The 15,874-nt window shown below is 60.3% G+C and carries 13 protein-coding genes, 1 tRNA gene and 1 pseudogene; 7 read left to right on the top strand and 8 right to left on the bottom strand.

Annotated features, from left to right (window positions below; genetic code table 11):
• The first annotated feature begins 10 nt into the window (after positions 1 to 10).
• The 3 genes from O987_RS16455 to blaOXA all read left to right on the top strand — a co-directional run bounded on the left by O987_RS16455 (position 11) and on the right by blaOXA (position 4,854).
• Positions 11 to 1,081 carry a FecR domain-containing protein gene (locus O987_RS16455; protein ID WP_043373562.1) on the top strand — a complete coding sequence of 357 codons (1,071 nt, stop codon included), beginning with the start codon at positions 11 to 13 and terminating at the stop codon, positions 1,079 to 1,081.
• Positions 1,082 to 1,376: 295 nt separating this feature from the next.
• Positions 1,377 to 3,824: a TonB-dependent siderophore receptor gene (locus O987_RS16450; RefSeq protein WP_051962308.1), complete on the top strand. Its 2,448-nt coding sequence runs from the start codon at positions 1,377 to 1,379 to the stop codon at positions 3,822 to 3,824.
• Between the two features lie 229 nt (positions 3,825 to 4,053).
• Positions 4,054 to 4,854 (top strand): class D beta-lactamase, encoded by an 801-nt coding sequence (gene blaOXA / locus O987_RS16445; RefSeq protein WP_043373557.1) that lies wholly within the window; start codon positions 4,054 to 4,056, stop codon positions 4,852 to 4,854.
• 228 nt (positions 4,855 to 5,082) lie between these two features.
• Here the strand turns inward: blaOXA and O987_RS16440 are convergent, their stop codons facing one another.
• Positions 5,083 to 5,532 carry a winged helix-turn-helix transcriptional regulator gene (locus O987_RS16440; RefSeq protein ID WP_019042947.1) on the bottom strand — a complete coding sequence of 150 codons (450 nt, stop codon included), beginning with the start codon at positions 5,530 to 5,532 and terminating at the stop codon, positions 5,083 to 5,085.
• Positions 5,533 to 5,629: 97 nt separating this feature from the next.
• On the opposite strand from O987_RS16440, the gene O987_RS16435 reads away from it, so the two are divergent.
• A complete protein-coding gene (locus tag O987_RS16435; protein ID WP_043373555.1) occupies positions 5,630 to 6,847 on the top strand; it encodes an MFS transporter in 1,218 nt (405 codons plus the stop codon).
• A 209-nt stretch (positions 6,848 to 7,056) separates the two neighbouring features.
• Here the strand turns inward: O987_RS16435 and O987_RS16430 are convergent, their stop codons facing one another.
• The 3 genes and pseudogenes from O987_RS16430 to O987_RS16425 form a co-directional block, all read right to left on the bottom strand.
• Positions 7,057 to 7,767: a hypothetical protein gene (locus O987_RS16430; protein ID WP_235214165.1), complete on the bottom strand. Its 711-nt coding sequence runs from the start codon at positions 7,765 to 7,767 to the stop codon at positions 7,057 to 7,059.
• Between the two features lie 19 nt (positions 7,768 to 7,786).
• Positions 7,787 to 8,101: pseudogene (locus tag O987_RS29865) on the bottom strand (type VI secretion system ImpA family N-terminal domain-containing protein); the annotation flags it as partial.
• Between the two features lie 577 nt (positions 8,102 to 8,678).
• Positions 8,679 to 8,755, bottom strand: a tRNA-Val gene (locus tag O987_RS16425).
• A 174-nt stretch (positions 8,756 to 8,929) separates the two neighbouring features.
• Between O987_RS16425 and O987_RS16420 the strand changes: the two genes are divergently transcribed.
• A complete protein-coding gene (locus O987_RS16420) occupies positions 8,930 to 9,850 on the top strand; it encodes a Dyp-type peroxidase (RefSeq protein ID WP_043373552.1) in 921 nt (306 codons plus the stop codon).
• A gap of 80 nt (positions 9,851 to 9,930) precedes the next feature.
• Here O987_RS16420 and O987_RS16415 read toward each other — a convergent pair whose 3' ends face one another.
• Complete coding sequence (locus O987_RS16415; RefSeq protein ID WP_019042942.1) at positions 9,931 to 10,362, bottom strand: ExbD/TolR family protein; 432 nt, start codon at positions 10,360 to 10,362, stop codon at positions 9,931 to 9,933.
• A gap of 19 nt (positions 10,363 to 10,381) precedes the next feature.
• Positions 10,382 to 11,014: a MotA/TolQ/ExbB proton channel family protein gene (locus tag O987_RS16410; protein WP_019042941.1), complete on the bottom strand. Its 633-nt coding sequence runs from the start codon at positions 11,012 to 11,014 to the stop codon at positions 10,382 to 10,384.
• Between the two features lie 446 nt (positions 11,015 to 11,460).
• Here O987_RS16410 and xseA point away from each other — a divergent pair, with 446 nt between their 5' ends.
• Together xseA and O987_RS16400 are read left to right on the top strand one after the other, a co-directional pair.
• The gene (gene xseA / locus O987_RS16405; protein WP_043373549.1) at positions 11,461 to 12,798 is read left to right on the top strand and encodes an exodeoxyribonuclease VII large subunit; all 1,338 of its coding nucleotides are present in this window, start codon (positions 11,461 to 11,463) and stop codon (positions 12,796 to 12,798) included.
• A gap of 325 nt (positions 12,799 to 13,123) precedes the next feature.
• The gene (locus tag O987_RS16400) at positions 13,124 to 13,708 is read left to right on the top strand and encodes a superoxide dismutase (RefSeq protein ID WP_043007846.1); all 585 of its coding nucleotides are present in this window, start codon (positions 13,124 to 13,126) and stop codon (positions 13,706 to 13,708) included.
• Positions 13,709 to 13,895: 187 nt separating this feature from the next.
• Here the strand turns inward: O987_RS16400 and O987_RS16395 are convergent, their stop codons facing one another.
• Positions 13,896 to 14,465, bottom strand: coding sequence for an SMI1/KNR4 family protein (locus tag O987_RS16395; RefSeq protein WP_043373545.1), 570 nt, complete (start codon positions 14,463 to 14,465; stop codon positions 13,896 to 13,898).
• 517 nt (positions 14,466 to 14,982) lie between these two features.
• Complete coding sequence (locus O987_RS16385) at positions 14,983 to 15,756, bottom strand: AraC family transcriptional regulator (RefSeq protein ID WP_043373541.1); 774 nt, start codon at positions 15,754 to 15,756, stop codon at positions 14,983 to 14,985.
• Positions 15,757 to 15,874: the final 118 nt, after the last annotated feature.

The raw sequence follows: 15,874 nt of genomic DNA, 5'->3' as shown, positions 1-15,874 counted from the left end.
CTGTTTCGTCATGACCAATCGCTCTGCCTGCCGCCTGGCGGCCCCTACACCGGGCACTGGTGTGCAACTGCGCGCCGGTGGTGCCCCCTTGGATGCTGCCGTTGCCGAAGCTGCCGCAGACTGGTTTACGCGTCTGCATGGCTGCACCGCTACGGCAGCAGAGAAAAAGAGCTGGCGTCAGTGGCATGACGCTCACCCAGACCATGCCCGTGCATGGCAGCATTTGCAGTCCATTACCGGTGCGCTGCACGGTTTGAATGCGGACGGTGTGGGCTATCGAACCTTGCACACTGCACCCACATCCGCGTCACGTCGCCATTTGCTGGGCTTGTTCGTGGGCGTGGGAGCGGCCGCAGGCACAGGCTGGATGGTCACGCGCACACCGCAATGGAAGCAACTGGCGGCGGACTACCGCAGCGGTACCGGCGAACGCCAGCGTCACACATTGCCCGACGGCACGGAGCTGCTGCTGGGTACGCGCAGTGCGGTGGCACTGAACTTCGCACGCCCTGAGCGCCGTGTGCGTTTGCTGCAGGGCGAAGCGCTGTTCACCACCGGTCATCCGCCTGGCGAGCTGGGCGAGTTGCCTTTTGTGGTTGAAACCGCCGAAGGACTTGTACGTGCCATAGGTACGCGTTTTACAGTGCGGCAGAACAGCGGCATGACGCAGGTGGCGGTGTTCCAGGGCGCCGTGGAGATACACCCCGTCGATGCTTCCCCGGGCAGCCCACCTTTGCGACTGGATGCAGGGCAGGTCGTCGTTTTTGAACGCACGCACGCGCATGATCCGGGCGCCGCCGGTGAGCGCGAGCTGGCCTGGAGCCAAGGGCAGTTGTGGGTGGACAACCAGCGCCTTGATGATTTTCTGATCGAGCTGGGACGCTACCGCAGTGGCTGGCTACGCGTAGACCCAGCGGTGGCCGGGCTGCGTTTTTCGGGCGCCTTCCCTCTGGGGGCAGAAGGAGGTGTCGCCAATACCGATGCGGTTCTGGCAATGCTCCCGAGTTCATTGCCGGTGCAGGTGCGCTGGCGCTCACAGTGGTGGGTGAGAGTGGAGGCATCCCAGGCCAGCGGTCATTGAGGCAACGGTGGTACTGCTTCTTAGCTGTCTTGCCGCCTAGGACTTCGGCCGATTGAGTGCCTGGCTGGCCCGGCCTGTTTCCTGACCTCTTCTGTTAACCCCATCCAGATGCGGCTTGCAGCGATAGCTTTCCAAGCGTCCGAAAAATATTTGCACGGGAGGTGACCCGATACGAACTCTCAGGCTTCTTTATTTCCGAAAGCTTTCATTCATTGCCATCGGATTTCAAAGACTGTCCAACGTCATGCACTTTCAAACTTTCCAGCGGCCGGCGCGCCGCCTTTTCGCTCCATCCATGCTCGCTCATTCCGTGCACTGGGCTTTGTGTGCAGGTGTCATTGCCACATTGCCGCTGGCCGTGACCACCGCTCATGCCCAAACCTCACAGCAGCACAGCTACGATATTCCCGCCGGACCGTTGGATACGGCTTTGCGCAGCGCAGCCGGCCAAGCAGGTGTGGCACTGATCTTTACGCCGGAACAGACGGCAGGTCGAAGCAGCAGCGGGCTGCGCGGCAGCTACACCGTAGAAGGGGCTTTTGGAGCGCTGCTCAAGGGCACTGACTGGCAAGCCGTGCGCCAGAGCAATGGCGGCTGGGCGTTGCGCCGTGTGCCGCAGATAAGCCAGACCGCTGCCGGATCAACTGCGGGGGAAACAGAGATGGCTGCGGTCACGGTGACTGCAGCTGCAGAGCGCCCGGTTGTGGCAGAGGGTGCATACACCCCCACAGGAACTGTGGCCACGGCCACACGCATGGGTATGACGCTGCGTGAAACGCCGCAATCCGTGAGCGTCGTTACGCGCCAACTGATGGACGATATGGCGTTGACGGCCATGCCCGACGTGCTGGAGAAAACCCCTGGCATCACCGTGGGCCGCAACGATAGCGAGCGCTACACCTTTTATTCGCGTGGCTTCACCATCGAGAACTTCCAGTTCGATGGCGTGCCCAACACCATGGACTCGGCCAACCAGTACACGACCTCGCTGGCCGACAGCGCCATTTACGAGCGTGTGGAGGTTGTCAAAGGCGCCACCGGCCTGTTGACCGGGGCGGGCAACCCATCGGCAGTGGTCAATCTGGTGCGCAAAAAGCCCACCAAGGAGCTTGCAGCCTCGGTGGAGGTGGGCGCAGGTTCATGGAACCGTTACCGCTCCACCGCCGATGTTTCCGGCCCGCTGAATGCGGCAGGGACGGTGCGCGGCCGTGTCGTGGTGGCTGGACAGAATGCCGAGTCCAATGTGGACTACTACAGCCGGGACACCCGCAACTTCTACGCCATCGTCGAGGCAGATCTCACGCCCAACACGCTGCTGAGCCTGGGCTTTGACTACATGCAGTCCAAGGCCGATGGCTCGACCTTCGGCCATTTGCCGTTGTTCTACAGCGATGGCACACGCACCGACTTCAGCCGCTCGGTCAATCCGGCTGCGCGCTGGTCCTACTGGGACAACGACAGTCGCAACCTGTTTGGCAGTATTAAGCATGATTTTGGTGGCGGCTGGGTGCTGGATGCATCGGCCAGCCATCTCACGCAGTCGCGTGACGTGGTCTACGGTGCGGCCTATAACGGCACCGTGAACAGGGTGACGGGGGCGGGTATCCGCATGATCGCGGGCACCATTCCCACGCAGACCGACGTCAACACCTTCAACGCTGCATTGAACGGCAAGTTTCAGCTGCTGGGCCGCAGCCATGATGTGATGCTGGGTGCGGGCTATTCGCGTCAACACCGGGCAGCCCAGTTGTCGAATACGGTCTGGACGAACATCCCCAATTACTTTGCCTGGGACGGCAACATTGCTCAGCCCACGTTCACGCGCAGCTCGGACCGCGAGATCGTGGTGCTGGAAAAAGGCCTTTCGGCGGCCACCCGCCTGCGGCCCACGGATGACCTGTCGGTGATTCTGGGTGCCCGCGCAAGCTGGTACGACATGCTGGACGCCACCACGGTCCTGGCCACGGGAAAGAGCTCTGTGGGCAATGACCTGCAGGTGAACCGCAAGATCACGCCCTATGCAGGCCTGGTCTATGACCTGAACCCGCAGTGGTCCGTGTACGGCAGCGTGACCAATATTTTCAACCCGCAGACCTATTACAAGGATGCAAGCGGCAACCCTTTGTCGCCGCTGACGGGGCTGAGCAAAGAGGTGGGCGTGAAGGGCGAGTTGCTGGATGGCAAGCTCAACACCAGCGTTGCGCTGTTCCACATCAAGCAAAAGAATGCGGCGCAGTACCAGGGCATGAACGGGGCCAGCGGTGAAGAGATCTACACCGCCATCGATGGCATCACCAGCCAGGGCCTGGAGGCCGAGTTGTCCGGCAGTATCGCGCCGGGCTGGAACCTGTTCGGGGGGTATACCTACCGCACGTCCAAGGCACCGGCACAGCCTGATGTGGTCACGCCAGCGGTGAATACCAATCAGCCCCGCCATCTGCTCAAGCTGGGCAGCACCTACCGCCTGCGCGGTGACTGGTCGCGCTGGACCGTGGGTGGCAATGTCACCTGGCAAACCGAAACCTATTACCAGCAACCCAGCGCCCCATACTGGCGTGCTACCCAGCCGTCATACGCCGTGGTGGGGCTGATGGCACGTTATGAGATGGACAAGCACTGGTCAATGTCGATCAACGTGAACAATCTGTTCGACAAGACCTATATGCCGGGTCTGGGCTCTTACGGTACGGGCGTCTATGGCGATCCGCGCAATGTACTGGTGACAGCGCGCTATCGGTTCTGAGGGCAGGGCGCGCAGCACTCGGCGATGCTAAACGTCGACTGGCTGTTTGGCATCGTCATTGATCTTCGGGGTGTCCGCCGCTGCCATGCAGGGAAGGCCGCAAATGTTCGTGTATGGCCGAAAGCAACCACTGCACAGGAACCGCAGAAGACGTCCATCCTCGCCCTAGCCGGTGCTATCGCCGCTCAGGTCCCCTCGGGTAGGTTCCGTTGACCTTTAAACTGTTCGCATGAATCGACGAAGTTTGGTCTTATCGGCCTTGGCTGCAGGGTTTGCTCAAATAGCAGTGGCGGGTCAGCCATTTCAGGAAATGACGGAATGGTCCCGGTTTTTCACGGAAGCCGATGCTCAAGGCAGCATTGTTGTACTTGATGCGCGAGCTCCAGCCGAAACGACTCTGGTCTACAACGTCTCGCGCGCCCATCGCCGTTACTCGCCGGCCTCTACTTTCAAGATCCCGCACAGCCTGTTCGCGCTTGATGCGGGGCTGCTGCGTGACGAATTTCAGGTCATCCCCTGGGATGGCATGAAGCGTCCCACGCCCGCATGGAACATGGACCAGAACCTGCGCTCGGCGATGAGGAATTCCACCGTCTGGGTGTATGAGCGCTTTGCCAAGGAACTCGGCGATGTGCGCGAGACCGGGTACCTGCGAAAGATAGGGTATGGCAATGCCATCGCCACGGGCGACAAGCCGTTCTGGGTTGAGGGAGAACTTGCCATCTCATCCTTCGAGCAGATTGCTTTCCTGCAGCGGCTGTACCTCAATCAACTGCCTTTCCAGCTCGAACACCAACGACTTGTGAAGGATGTGATGGTCAATGAAGCCGGCCCTGACTGGATACTGCGTGCAAAAACGGGCTGGACCGGCCAAATCGGATGGTGGGTGGGCTGGGTCGAGTGGCCCGGCGGCCCCGTCTTCTTCGCGTTGAACATGGATACTCCGAACAGGCTCGGCGACCTTGCCAAACGCCAGAGCATTGCCCGCAAGGTTCTGCGTTCCATGAACGCGCTGCCGACTGTGCCCTGATTCCGGCTCACGATTCGCAACATGCCGCCAGGCTTGCGTGCAGCAGAGCCTGCGCTGGCTTGCTGCCAGGTCCGCCAGCTCCGCTAGCTCCACGCAGACACCAACGCGAACATGGAGGACGGGCTTGCAAGCTCCGATCTTCCCATCCTCTTCAGCCGGCCTTCAAACCACGAGGTGGAGCCACTGCGGCGATGAGGGAGCGACGAGAAAAGTTCGCCTCCCGGCAAGCTATTTCGATTTCTCAATCACAACCACATCCTTGAACGCCAGGCTTCGTCCGTCAGCACTTTGCACTTGCAGGCGGGCAATGGGTTGACCGCTGGCTGTCTCCACAAGCCTCGAATGATGTTCATTGTGGTGAAAAAGGTTGTCCTCACCCCACTGGCGCAGCCCGACGACGATAGGAAACAGGGTCTGCCCTTTCGCCGTGAGCATGTACTGCTGATAAGCCGTACCGTCGGCTGCGGGTTGTGCCTCCAGGATGCCTGCTTCCACCAATGCCTTGAGTCTGCCGGCCAGGATATTGCGCGCCACACCCAGATTTTTCTGGAAGTCGCTAAACCGGCTGATGCCGTCAAAGGCGTCTCGCACGATCAGCAGTGACCAGCGGTCACCAATGACATCAAGTGCCCGCGCCACCGGGCAAGTCGCGGTATCCATGCGTTTGCGTTCTGCCATCAGACCAGCTCCATCAAGTTTTCCGTCTTTTCTGGTTGCATTTTAAAACTTACTTCACTATGCTCAATCTGGTTTTATATTGAAACCAGATTTGGCAATGTCTCAGAATTCTTCCCATGCTGCAGCGGCCATGCCCCGAAAGCTCGTGGCTCTTTTTTCCTGTACCAGCGGTGCAAGTGTCGCCAACGTTTACTTTGCGCAGCCGTTGCTCGACCGATTGGCGGCGGACTTTGGTGTCTCGCTCGGCGCGATTGGTGGTGTGGTTACTGCCACGCAGGCTGGCTCAGTGCTTGCCTTGCTATTCCTGGTGCCTCTGGGGGACCAGCTTGATCGTCGCCGGCTCGCCCGATGGCAGCTGGTAAGCCTCGTTCTTGCTCTTGTCTGGCTGGCGATGGTCCAGAACGCCGTCGGCCTGATGACGGGCATGCTGTTCGTGGGACTGCTTGGCACTGCGATGACACAGGGGATGATTGCCTACGCGGCAAGCGTTGCAGCGCCTTGGGAGCGAGGACGGGTGGTGGGGGCCGCTCAGGCGGGTGTGGTCGTGGGGCTGTTGCTCGCCAGAGTCTGGTCCGGAGTGATTGCGGATCTGAGCAGTTGGCGCGGCGTGTATGCCGGCTCGGCGGTGCTCATGTGCATGCTGGCCGCGCTGATCTGGCGAAACTTGCCGCCTCAGATAGCGCCTGTTCAGCGTCTTTCGTATTTCGAACTCGTCGGCTCGATGCTCGCACAGTTGCGGACGAACCGGGTGCTTCAGGTTCGAGGCTTGCTGGCGCTGCTGATGTTCGCCGTGTTCAGCATCTTCTGGAGCGCGCTGGCTCTGCCACTGAGTGCTCCACCGTTGTCGCTGCCGCATTCGGCGATTGGCGCATTCGGGCTGATCGGCGCAGCAGGGGCCTTCATTGCAGGCCGAGCCGGCCGATGGGCCGACCGGGGCTGGAGCCACAGAGTCAGCGCGGCGGCCCTGGTGTTGTTACTGCTTGCGTGGATACCGCTGAGTTTTCTGGACGTATCGCTGTGGTGGCTGGCTGTCGGCATCCTGCTGCTCGACCTGGGCTGCCAGGCACTGCATGTCACCAACCAGGCCATGATTTTTCAAAGTTCGACACAGGCGCATAGCCGGTTGGTCGCTTGCTACATGCTGTTCTACGCGATGGGCAGCGGCGCCGGTGCACTGGCTTCCACCGCGGTCTATGCGCGGGGCGGCTGGATTGGCGTCTGCATATTGGGCGCCTGCGTGAGTATGGTTGCGTTCATGGTCTGGGCAGCGAGCGTGCAACGAAGCGGCGCTCGCAGTGTCTGCGTTCAGTCATGAAGATGCTTGCCCATACCTGGGCCGGTTTCACTACCGGCGCAGCGCCGCACGCATCTCCTTGGCAAGCCGCAAGATCCGCTGTGGGCCGACGGCTCAGCCACAACCGGAGCAGGCGGTAGATTCAGCCGGAATATGCAGAGGCACGGCTGTGCTGCTTTTTGGTGGGCCCGGACCGCGTTAGCCATTGTTGTTCACTCGTGCGTGGCTGCTCACGCCAAGCATCTCTTCGAGAGTTGAGCCAGCTCATCATCGTTTTTGATGACATGCTTGAGCCACTCAAGCAGTGGCCATCGGGCCCAGCATGCGGCCCTCTGGGCCATATAGGCGGCCGGGCTGGATGGCTCGGTGTGTTCAAGAGAGGCGGCGACCTGCTCGAGAAGTGCAATCGCATCTGCACGAGTGCGGACAAGCGTGTCGGAGTGAGGCCCGTGCTCCGATCCGGTTGGCGCAGGCATCCGAGCGGCATTCTCGAAAGGTGCGGAATCGGCAGCTGCCTCATCAGCTGTGGGCAGCTGAACGGGTTCATCATTGGCGCCCCAACGCCGAGCCAGATGCTGAAGATCTTCCAATGCCGCCCATATGGCTGCAAAGCTGGGGGCATCATCGCCCAGTCTGTCATTCAGCGTATCCTCCAAGGACTTCGACGCTGCACAGAATTGAGCCAGCTGCGCGGCCAGCACTTTCAGACTGCTGTCGGGAACCGAGGATCGCTGTCTCTCCAGCTCTTCAAGAGTTGTCCTGCCCTTCACAATTTCATGCGCTTCGCAAGGATGGCGCCGTACTGCTTGATCCAGCGCCACTGCGGCTTGCCAGGCCAGCATATTGATGCGAATGCTGCCAGACTGCAGCAGAGGTGCATTTCCCAGCTGCTCTACGGAGCGTTTGAGAAACCAGCTGATATTGCCAATACGAGCCCCCATATCGCCAATCTTCCGGCTGCGGGTGAAGGCTGTCCCCATAGCGAGCGGCCAAGGCGTCGAGCAAGGCATAGCCTTGCGTCAGACCCGGTAGGCCGTGCTGGCTGGCCACGGCGTCAGTGAGCCATATCGCGAGTCGAAGGTCTTTGGTTTGCTCCTGAAGCAACTGGATGCAGCGCCGCGTGACAAATGGCAGGTCAGCTTCCTTGCGGGCCGTGATCCATTCGCCTTGATCGAGTGACGGATCTTCCTGTTGGAGCGCACTCTGTATTTCGTCGAACTCCGTGCTCAGCAGCATGTCTGTTCCACGAGGGTCCTCGCTGGTGACGGGCCGCAGAAGATCGTTGAGGTCAAAGAGTGTGATGGACTACATGGGCTGGGGTTGATGTGTGTCAGAGCAAAAAATGAAGCGCATATGCAATGAACTCTGAAAGCATTGAGGAATATCCAGAGTCTGCAAGATTTCACGGGCTCACCAATGCCGCCCGCCTGCGGGCAGGTGACTTCCTCGCTGTGCAGTATTTCTGGTAACCGATGTGCTGCCTCGCGGCAGCCGTCAGTCCGGCGATTGACTGTTTTCCAGGAGATCATGCTTCACGAAGCAGGGTTGGTTGGGGCCCGAGGGAAACGACAAAGACGGGCCTCAGGAGTCACTGGTCTACCGGTGCTTGAGACCTCGATGAAGTCTTCAGTGTCAGATGCTCCCAGTTCCCGTCATTGCGGGTACTGTTTCTTTGGTTCGACCGGCACCGATATAGTCATAGCCGGACTGAAGTTGCAGGGCGGGATGAGCAAGTTCTTGCGTGCCATCCATGCATCGCGTTTTGACGTGCCTGTTGCGAAACGCAAAAACAAAAAAGCCCGCTGTGAAGCGGGCTGTCTTGTTTGCAAGCTCTGGTTTTGCTTGCGATATTTGGTAGGCGCGATTGGACTCGAACCAACGACCCCCACCATGTCAAGGTGGTGCTCTAACCAGCTGAGCTACGCGCCTGTCGTCGATGGGATGAATTCTAGCAGCGGAAAAATGGTGGTTTGGGCAAAGTCGCGACTTTTTTGCGTTCGAGCCCCATTTTTCTCATTCTGCTACCCGCTCAAGGCTTGGCTGGGGACGGCTGATTCGCTACTAAACTTTGATGTGTTTTCCATCCAATGAATCGGCAACCCCATGACAAAAGCACAAGCAGGTATTCTGGCGTCTCTTCCTGAGCAGGGACGCTATGTTTTTTTCACCCTGGCCGGTGCAAGTACGGATTTGCAGGACAGCCTGAGGAAATTGCAGGCAAATGTTGACGGTCAGCAGGTAGTGGTGGGTCTGGGCCTGCAGGTGCTGCAGCAACTGGACAGGAAGCTGCCGCTGATGCGCGAGTTTCCCCCGCTCAAGGGCCCTGAGTTCGCAGTGCCCAGCACACCTTATGCGCTGTGTCTGTGGCTGCGTGGCGACCAGCGCGGTGAACTGATCACTTTGACGGCCAGGCTGGCGACCTTGTTGGCGCCGGCCTTCAAGCTTGATCATGTGGTGGATGCCTTTGTGCACCAGCGCTCGGATAACGGCCACGGCCGAGATCTGACTGGCTATGAAGACGGCACCGAGAACCCCGAGGAGGATGAAGCCGTGGCTGCCGGCATTGCTGCAGAGCAGGGGGCTGGGCTGGATGGCTGCAGCTACTGGGCTTTGCAGCAGTGGGAACACGACTATTCGGCCTTTGAAAGCATGAGCACCACTCAGCAGGACCATGCCGTGGGTCGCCGCCGCAGCGACAACGAGGAGCTGGACGATGCTCCGGAGTCGGCCCATGTCAAGCGCACGGCGCAGGAGAGCTTTGAACCTGAAGCCTTTGTGGTGCGCCGCTCCATGCCCTGGTGGAGCGTCAGTCCGCAGGGCAGCGATCGCAGCGGATTGATGTTCTCTGCCTTTGGTTGCAGCTTTGACGCGTTCGAGGCCCAGATGCGCCGCATGCTGGGCATGGATGACGGTATCAGCGACGGGCTGTTTCGTTTCTCCAGGCCGCTGACGGGCTGCTATTTCTGGTGCCCGCCGCTGTCTGGCGGCAAGCTCGATCTGACGGCGCTGGGCCTGCAGGCCTGAGTCAGGACGCGAGGGTAAAGAAAAACGGGCCAGATGGCCCGTTTTTTTGTATTTCACCCATAAGGGGATGGAGGCGGGGGCTAGTTGGCCTTGCCTGCGCTGGCCGATGACTGGGTCGCAAACGTGATCTGCGACATTCCGGCGTGGCGGGCCGCCTCCATGACGGTCACGACCGACTGGTGCGGGGAGTTGGCATCGGCGCTGATGATGACCACGCTGTCACGGCCTGCCGTTGCCGCGCCGGAAAGAGCGGCGGCGACGGAGGAGACGCTACGGTCATCCACGCCTTGCTTGTTGACGGAGTAGCGCCCGTCGGCAGAGACGCCGACAATGATTTCCTTGGGCCGGTCGCGTTGCTGATCGGCATCTGCCACGGGCAGGGTCAGTTGCAGCTCGGTGAACTTGCTGTAAGTGGTGGAAAGCATCAAAAAGATCAGCACCACCAGCAGCACGTCGATGAAGGCGATCAGATTGATCTCGGGCTCATCGCGGTGACGAGGACGGAAGTTCATGGTGGATGCGTTCCGCTTCTTACTTGGCAGGCTTGAGGCGGCCCAGATGGCGCACGAACTGCTCGGATGCCAGTTCCATGCCCAGCAGATAGCCATCCACCCGCGCGCGGAAATAGCGCCAGAAGATCAGCGAGGGAATGGCCACCATCAGACCGAATGCCGTGTTGTAGAGCGCGATCGAGATGCCATGAGCGAGCTGGGCGGGGTTGCCAGCGCCGGAGCTGGCACCGGGCTGGGAGCCGAAAATCTCGATCATGCCGATCACCGTGCCCAGCAGGCCCAGCAGCGGCGCCGCCGAGGCGATGGTAGCCAGGGCGCTCAAATACCTTTCCAGCTTGTGGGCGGCGGCGCGTCCTGCGCCTTCCATGGCCGAGCGCAGCTCTTCCTCGCTGCTTTCGGGGTGTGCCTGGCGGGTGCGCAGGCCGGTGGCCAGCACCTCACCCAGTACCGAGCTTTGCGCCAGTTGCTGGGTGGTTTCTGCACTGGGCAGGTTTTTGTTGGAGACCGAAATCGCTTCGTTGAGCAAATTGGCTGGCGCAACCTTGCTGGCTTTCAGCGAGGCAAAGCGCTCAAAAATCAGGGCCAGAGCCAGAATCGAGCAGGCAATCAAAGGCCAGATAGGCCATCCTGCGGCTTGTATGATCGACAGCAACGTTGCTCTCCCTCGTCGTTCTGAAATTGCAGCCGATGATTATCACCCACTGTCGTGCTGTTGCGAGCCGTTTTTGCGGGCCTGATATGTTGACTTGAGTCAGTGCAGCAAGATCGCCAAGCGAGGCTTGAGCGATGGAGCTTGTTCAGGCAGCAGGGCACGCAGAACTTGCGTTTCTTTGCGAATGTTTTCGCGTATAGCACAGAAATCTGTGGATAACTTTGTGATCTAGTCGCCGTGTCGGCAGTCTGTCGGCGTTGCAGTGAAGGCTTGTTACGAGTTTGACAGCTGTGTGAATGGCAATAAATTGTTTTAAATCAATGAGATGGGTTTTGTTCTTAAGGTGATTTTTAGAGTCGTTCCGGATTTGTCGCCGACAAGGCTGGACGCCGACATCTGTGGAGAATCCGGCCCGCGTATGACCTCGCTGACACCGCATGAATTCAATGTTTGAACGATCAAACCCAACAGCCACGCAGCATGTATGGGAAGTTGGCGCGCTATGCCACGCCATCGGTGATGCCTTGCAGGCGCGCTTCAATCCAGTCGCGGTGCGTGGCGAACTCAGTGGCTTTTCGCGCGCCGCCAGCGGGCATTGTTATTTCAATCTCAAGGATGCGAGCGGGCAGATTCGCTGCGCCATGTTCCGCCGTGCGGCCGAGCAGGTCGGTTTCTCGCCACGTGATGGCGAGCTGGTCGAAGTCAGAGGGCGTCTAGGCGTCTACGAGCAGCGCGGTGATTTGCAACTGGTGGTGGATACCATGCAGCGAGCCGGGCAGGGGGCTCTGTTCGAGCAGTTTTTGCGCCTCAAGGCCCAACTGGAGTCAGAGGGGCTGTTCGACGCTGCGCGCAAGAGGCCGCTGCCCCCCTTGCCGCGCGGCATCGGCTTGGTCACGTCCCTGGGCGCAGCCGCCTTGCACGACGTGGTGACGGCGCTGCGCCGTCGGGTGCCGCATATTCCGGTGGTGATCGTGCCTGCTCTGGTACAAGGCGCACAGGCGCCGCAGTCACTGGTGCAGGCATTGTCAAAACTGTATCGGCTGGCACAAGACGGTCAAGGCTCAAGCGGCAATTTGCCTGCTGACTCCGCACGGCAGCCGGTGATTGACACCATCTTGCTGGTGCGCGGTGGCGGCTCGCTGGAAGACCTCTGGGCCTTCAACGACGAACAGCTGGCGCGCACCATTGTGCAAAGCCCGGTGCCACTGATCAGTGGCGTGGGCCATGAGACTGATTTCACGATTGCCGATTTCTGCGCCGATCTGCGCGCGCCCACGCCCACGGCAGCGGCCGAGCTGGTGACCCAGCCGCGCGAGGTCTGGTTGGGCGCGTTGGGCCTGATGGGGGACCGTCTGGACAACGCCGTGCAGCGGGTGATGGATCGCCAGGCCCAGCGCCTGGATATGGCGGCCCAGCGCCTGGGCCGGCCCAGTGAGCAGCTGACACGCAACCAGTTGCAGCTCAGCCGGCAAGCGCAGCGTCTGCGCCATGCGATGCTACTTAAATTACAGCATCTATCGCAGAACCAGAAAGCGTTTCAGGCTAATTTTCCCAATATTCTCCGACGCAGCCTGGAGCAGCAAAGGCACAAGCTCGATCGTATCGACCTGCGCATGCAGTTGCTGGACCCTCGCCTGGTGCTGCAGCGCGGCTATGCCTTGCTGACGGATGAGCAGGGCAGGCCTGTGACTCAGGTTGGACAGGCCGTGCCGGGAGCGGCGCTGAAGGCCCAGTTGTCGGACGGAGCGGTGGATGTGGTGGTCACTCAGCCGCGTCTGCTTTGAGGCTCGCCAGCCACAGGCGGGTCACAAAACACCTCCACGCTCACCGGGTTCTTCATCAGAACTCTTTTGCAATCGGCGCAGGCAATGCAGCAGGGTCCAGCGTTCATGCGCTGTAAGCCGTTAGCGCATGCTTTTTCCCGCGTGAGCAATAGTCCTGATGAATGGCGCGCAGCCTCTCAGTTCTTTCTACAATGGTTCGGTTAGTGCAATACTTGACGTCTGCAGTACAGCAATGTGCTTGCCGCCCTGGCCGGCACAACGGTCACCGCTCAGGCGCCATGGCACTGGACGGCTCCCAAAAATTTCAACCACGAGGAAAACCATCATGGAACGCACCCTGCCCCCCCTGCCATACGCTATTGATGCACTGGCTCCGTTCGGCTACAGCCAGGAAACGCTGGAATTCCATCACGGCAAGCACCATAACGCCTATGTGGTGAACCTGAACAACCTGCAAAAGGGTACCGAGTTCGAAAACATGGATCTGGAAGAGGTCGTCAAGAAGTCTTCCGGTGGCATTTACAACAACGCTGCCCAGATCTGGAACCACACCTTCTTCTGGAACTGCATGACTCCCAACGGCGGTGCAGAACCTACAGGCGCGCTGGCCGATGCCATCAACAAGAAGTGGGGCTCCTACGCCGAGTTCAAGAAGGCTTTCGTGGCTTCCGCTGCGGGCAACTTCGGTTCCGGCTGGACCTGGCTGGTGAAGAAGGCCGACGGTTCCGTGGACATCGTCAACATGGGCGCTGCTGGCACCCCCCTGACCACCGCCGACAAGGCGCTGCTGACCGTGGACGTGTGGGAACACGCTTACTACATCGACTACCGCAACCTGCGTCCCAAGTTTGTCGAGACCTTCCTGGAAAAGCTGGTGAACTGGAAGTTCGCTGAAGCCAACTTCGCTTGATGCTGCACAGCTGCGGTCGCTGACTGCAGGCCGTCTGCAATGATCAATGGGCCCACGAGATTGCGATCGTGGGCCCATTGTTTTTTGCGTTGGTGCGCAGGGGGGCGGCGGTGAGGGTAGCCAGACAGTGCCCGGCCATGCCTCGCCGCCAATGCCCGCCGGCAGCTCCGATCTGCATTGCCTGGCTTCATTCAAGCTCGTCAAGTGGGCCGTTCAAGAACTCCTCTCTGTCGGAGTCGATGGAATCGGCTGCCGCCTGCAGGTAGGCACCGAAGCTGGGCGCAATCCACTGGATCTGGTCGGGGTCGTGTACGTAGGCAATGATCTGGCCACGCTGGCCTTCAGGACCGGGGTGTTGATCGACCAGCAGCACGATATCTCCGTAAAAGCTGGCAAATGGCTGCCAGCCGGCCTGCCACCAGCGCCCGCTAAGGCGCGGGTCCTGCGACGCAGGACCGGCCAGATCCCACATGCGCTGGGCCCGCTTTTCCATGCCGGCTGCCCGGGCCTTGGCCTGCGCTGGCGTGAGAAGGTCCAGCGCATCCACAAAGCCCGGCCGCTGGAACAAGGGCTGGGTGCGGTCGGAACTGCTGCTCGCCGTCAGACGCCAGAGGGCGGCGAGATCGGGATCCAGCGGCCCGAGCTCTGCCACCAGAGCGGCCAGCTCTTGCTCGCCGGCCGGAGGCATCGGATCGAAGGGCAACTGGAATGCGGCATACACGGCCTGCAAATGCGCAAGATACTGATCAGGTCTCATGGTGATTGGAGCGCCTTCATCGGAGGTGGATGGGTTGGAGCGAGGGGGCCGTTGGAGATCGGAGGGCGGAAATTCAGGGAGTGACCAATGTTCGCAGGAAACTGCGACCGATCGTGGCTTGGGAGACCTCGCGACGGGAGAGCTTCCAGAGGTACGCCAGTCAGGGGGACATTTCTGCGCTGAATGGGCCGACGCCAGTGATGCCGCATGTTTTTGGCGAGGTCTTGCAGCTAGTTCGGTGGACGCAGTGGCGCATCGATCGGCTTTTCGTGAGCGGGTCACTGTGAAGCGGGACATGGCCGGCTGCTCCCGTTGCTGAAATCAGGAGGGCTGGGCATGCACGCAGGCTCGTACCCGCGCGCAAGAGCACCCGGCTGGCAATCATTTGGCGGGATGCGAGGAGATTCAGCTTGGGGCAGCTCGTCCCGGACTCAGAGGATGCGCACAGATGGACTATGGCTGGCCACTCGATATTGATCGCGTCCGACGAGCTGTAGCAGCCAGATGAGGCGCAGCGTCATTGGTAGAAACTGGACGGCGGGGTCTTGAAGTGGCGCCTGAACATCGCTGCAAACGCGCTTGGGCTTGAGTAGCCGCAGTCCATGGCCACTTCGATGAGCTTGTCGCCCTCGGCGATCCGGCGCAAGGCGTGGAGCAAGCGCGCCTGTTCACGCCACTGCGCGAAAGTCATACCGGTTTCCTTGGCAAAAAGCCGGTGCAATGTTCGCTCGGCCACGCCTATGGATTGCGCCCAGTCGGCGGCACTGGATGTATCCGAGGGGCGTTTGGACAAGGCATCGCATATCGAGCGTATCCGCGTGTCGACCGGCATGGGCAGGTGCAGCGGTATGCTGCTGGAGACTCGAAGCTCGCAGACCAGCAGGTCCAACAGCAAGGCTTCGCGGCCTTCGACTTGCGCGGTTGGCGCAATTCTGACGGCTTCGACCAGCAGTTCGCGCAATAACGGCGATACGTTGATGACGCAACTTTCGGCTGGCAGATTCGCGATCTTTGTCTCGTCGATGTACGCGGTGCGCATCAGCACATCACCGGACATGGTCACATTATGTCGCAGCCCCGCGAGCATCCACAGAGCCCGGTTGGGCGGAACCACCCATGAGCCGATGTCCGAGTGCACCACCATCACACCATCGGTGGCGTAGAGCAGCTGCCCCCTCGGGTGTGAGTGCCATCCGGTAGAGCTTCCCGTCGGCCAGGCGTTCTCCATTACCACCAAAGGGCGCGGCAGGTTGTCGAAGTGCTTGTGCTTGTCTGATGGATGGGCGTGCATGGCAGAAACTCTACAGAAGTTGGCAGATCAGCGTGCGACTGCCGTGCAGCTTCTCGGTACGCTCCAGTGCTGGCTGTGACCTTGATCATCCTCAAGGCCTAGATGCCCGAATCCATTT

Origin of the sequence: Comamonas testosteroni TK102, assembly GCF_000739375.1 — a bacterium.
In the GTDB taxonomy this organism is placed as follows: domain Bacteria; phylum Pseudomonadota; class Gammaproteobacteria; order Burkholderiales; family Burkholderiaceae_C; genus Comamonas; species Comamonas brasiliensis.
This window is presented reverse-complemented; position numbering and strand designations above follow the sequence as displayed.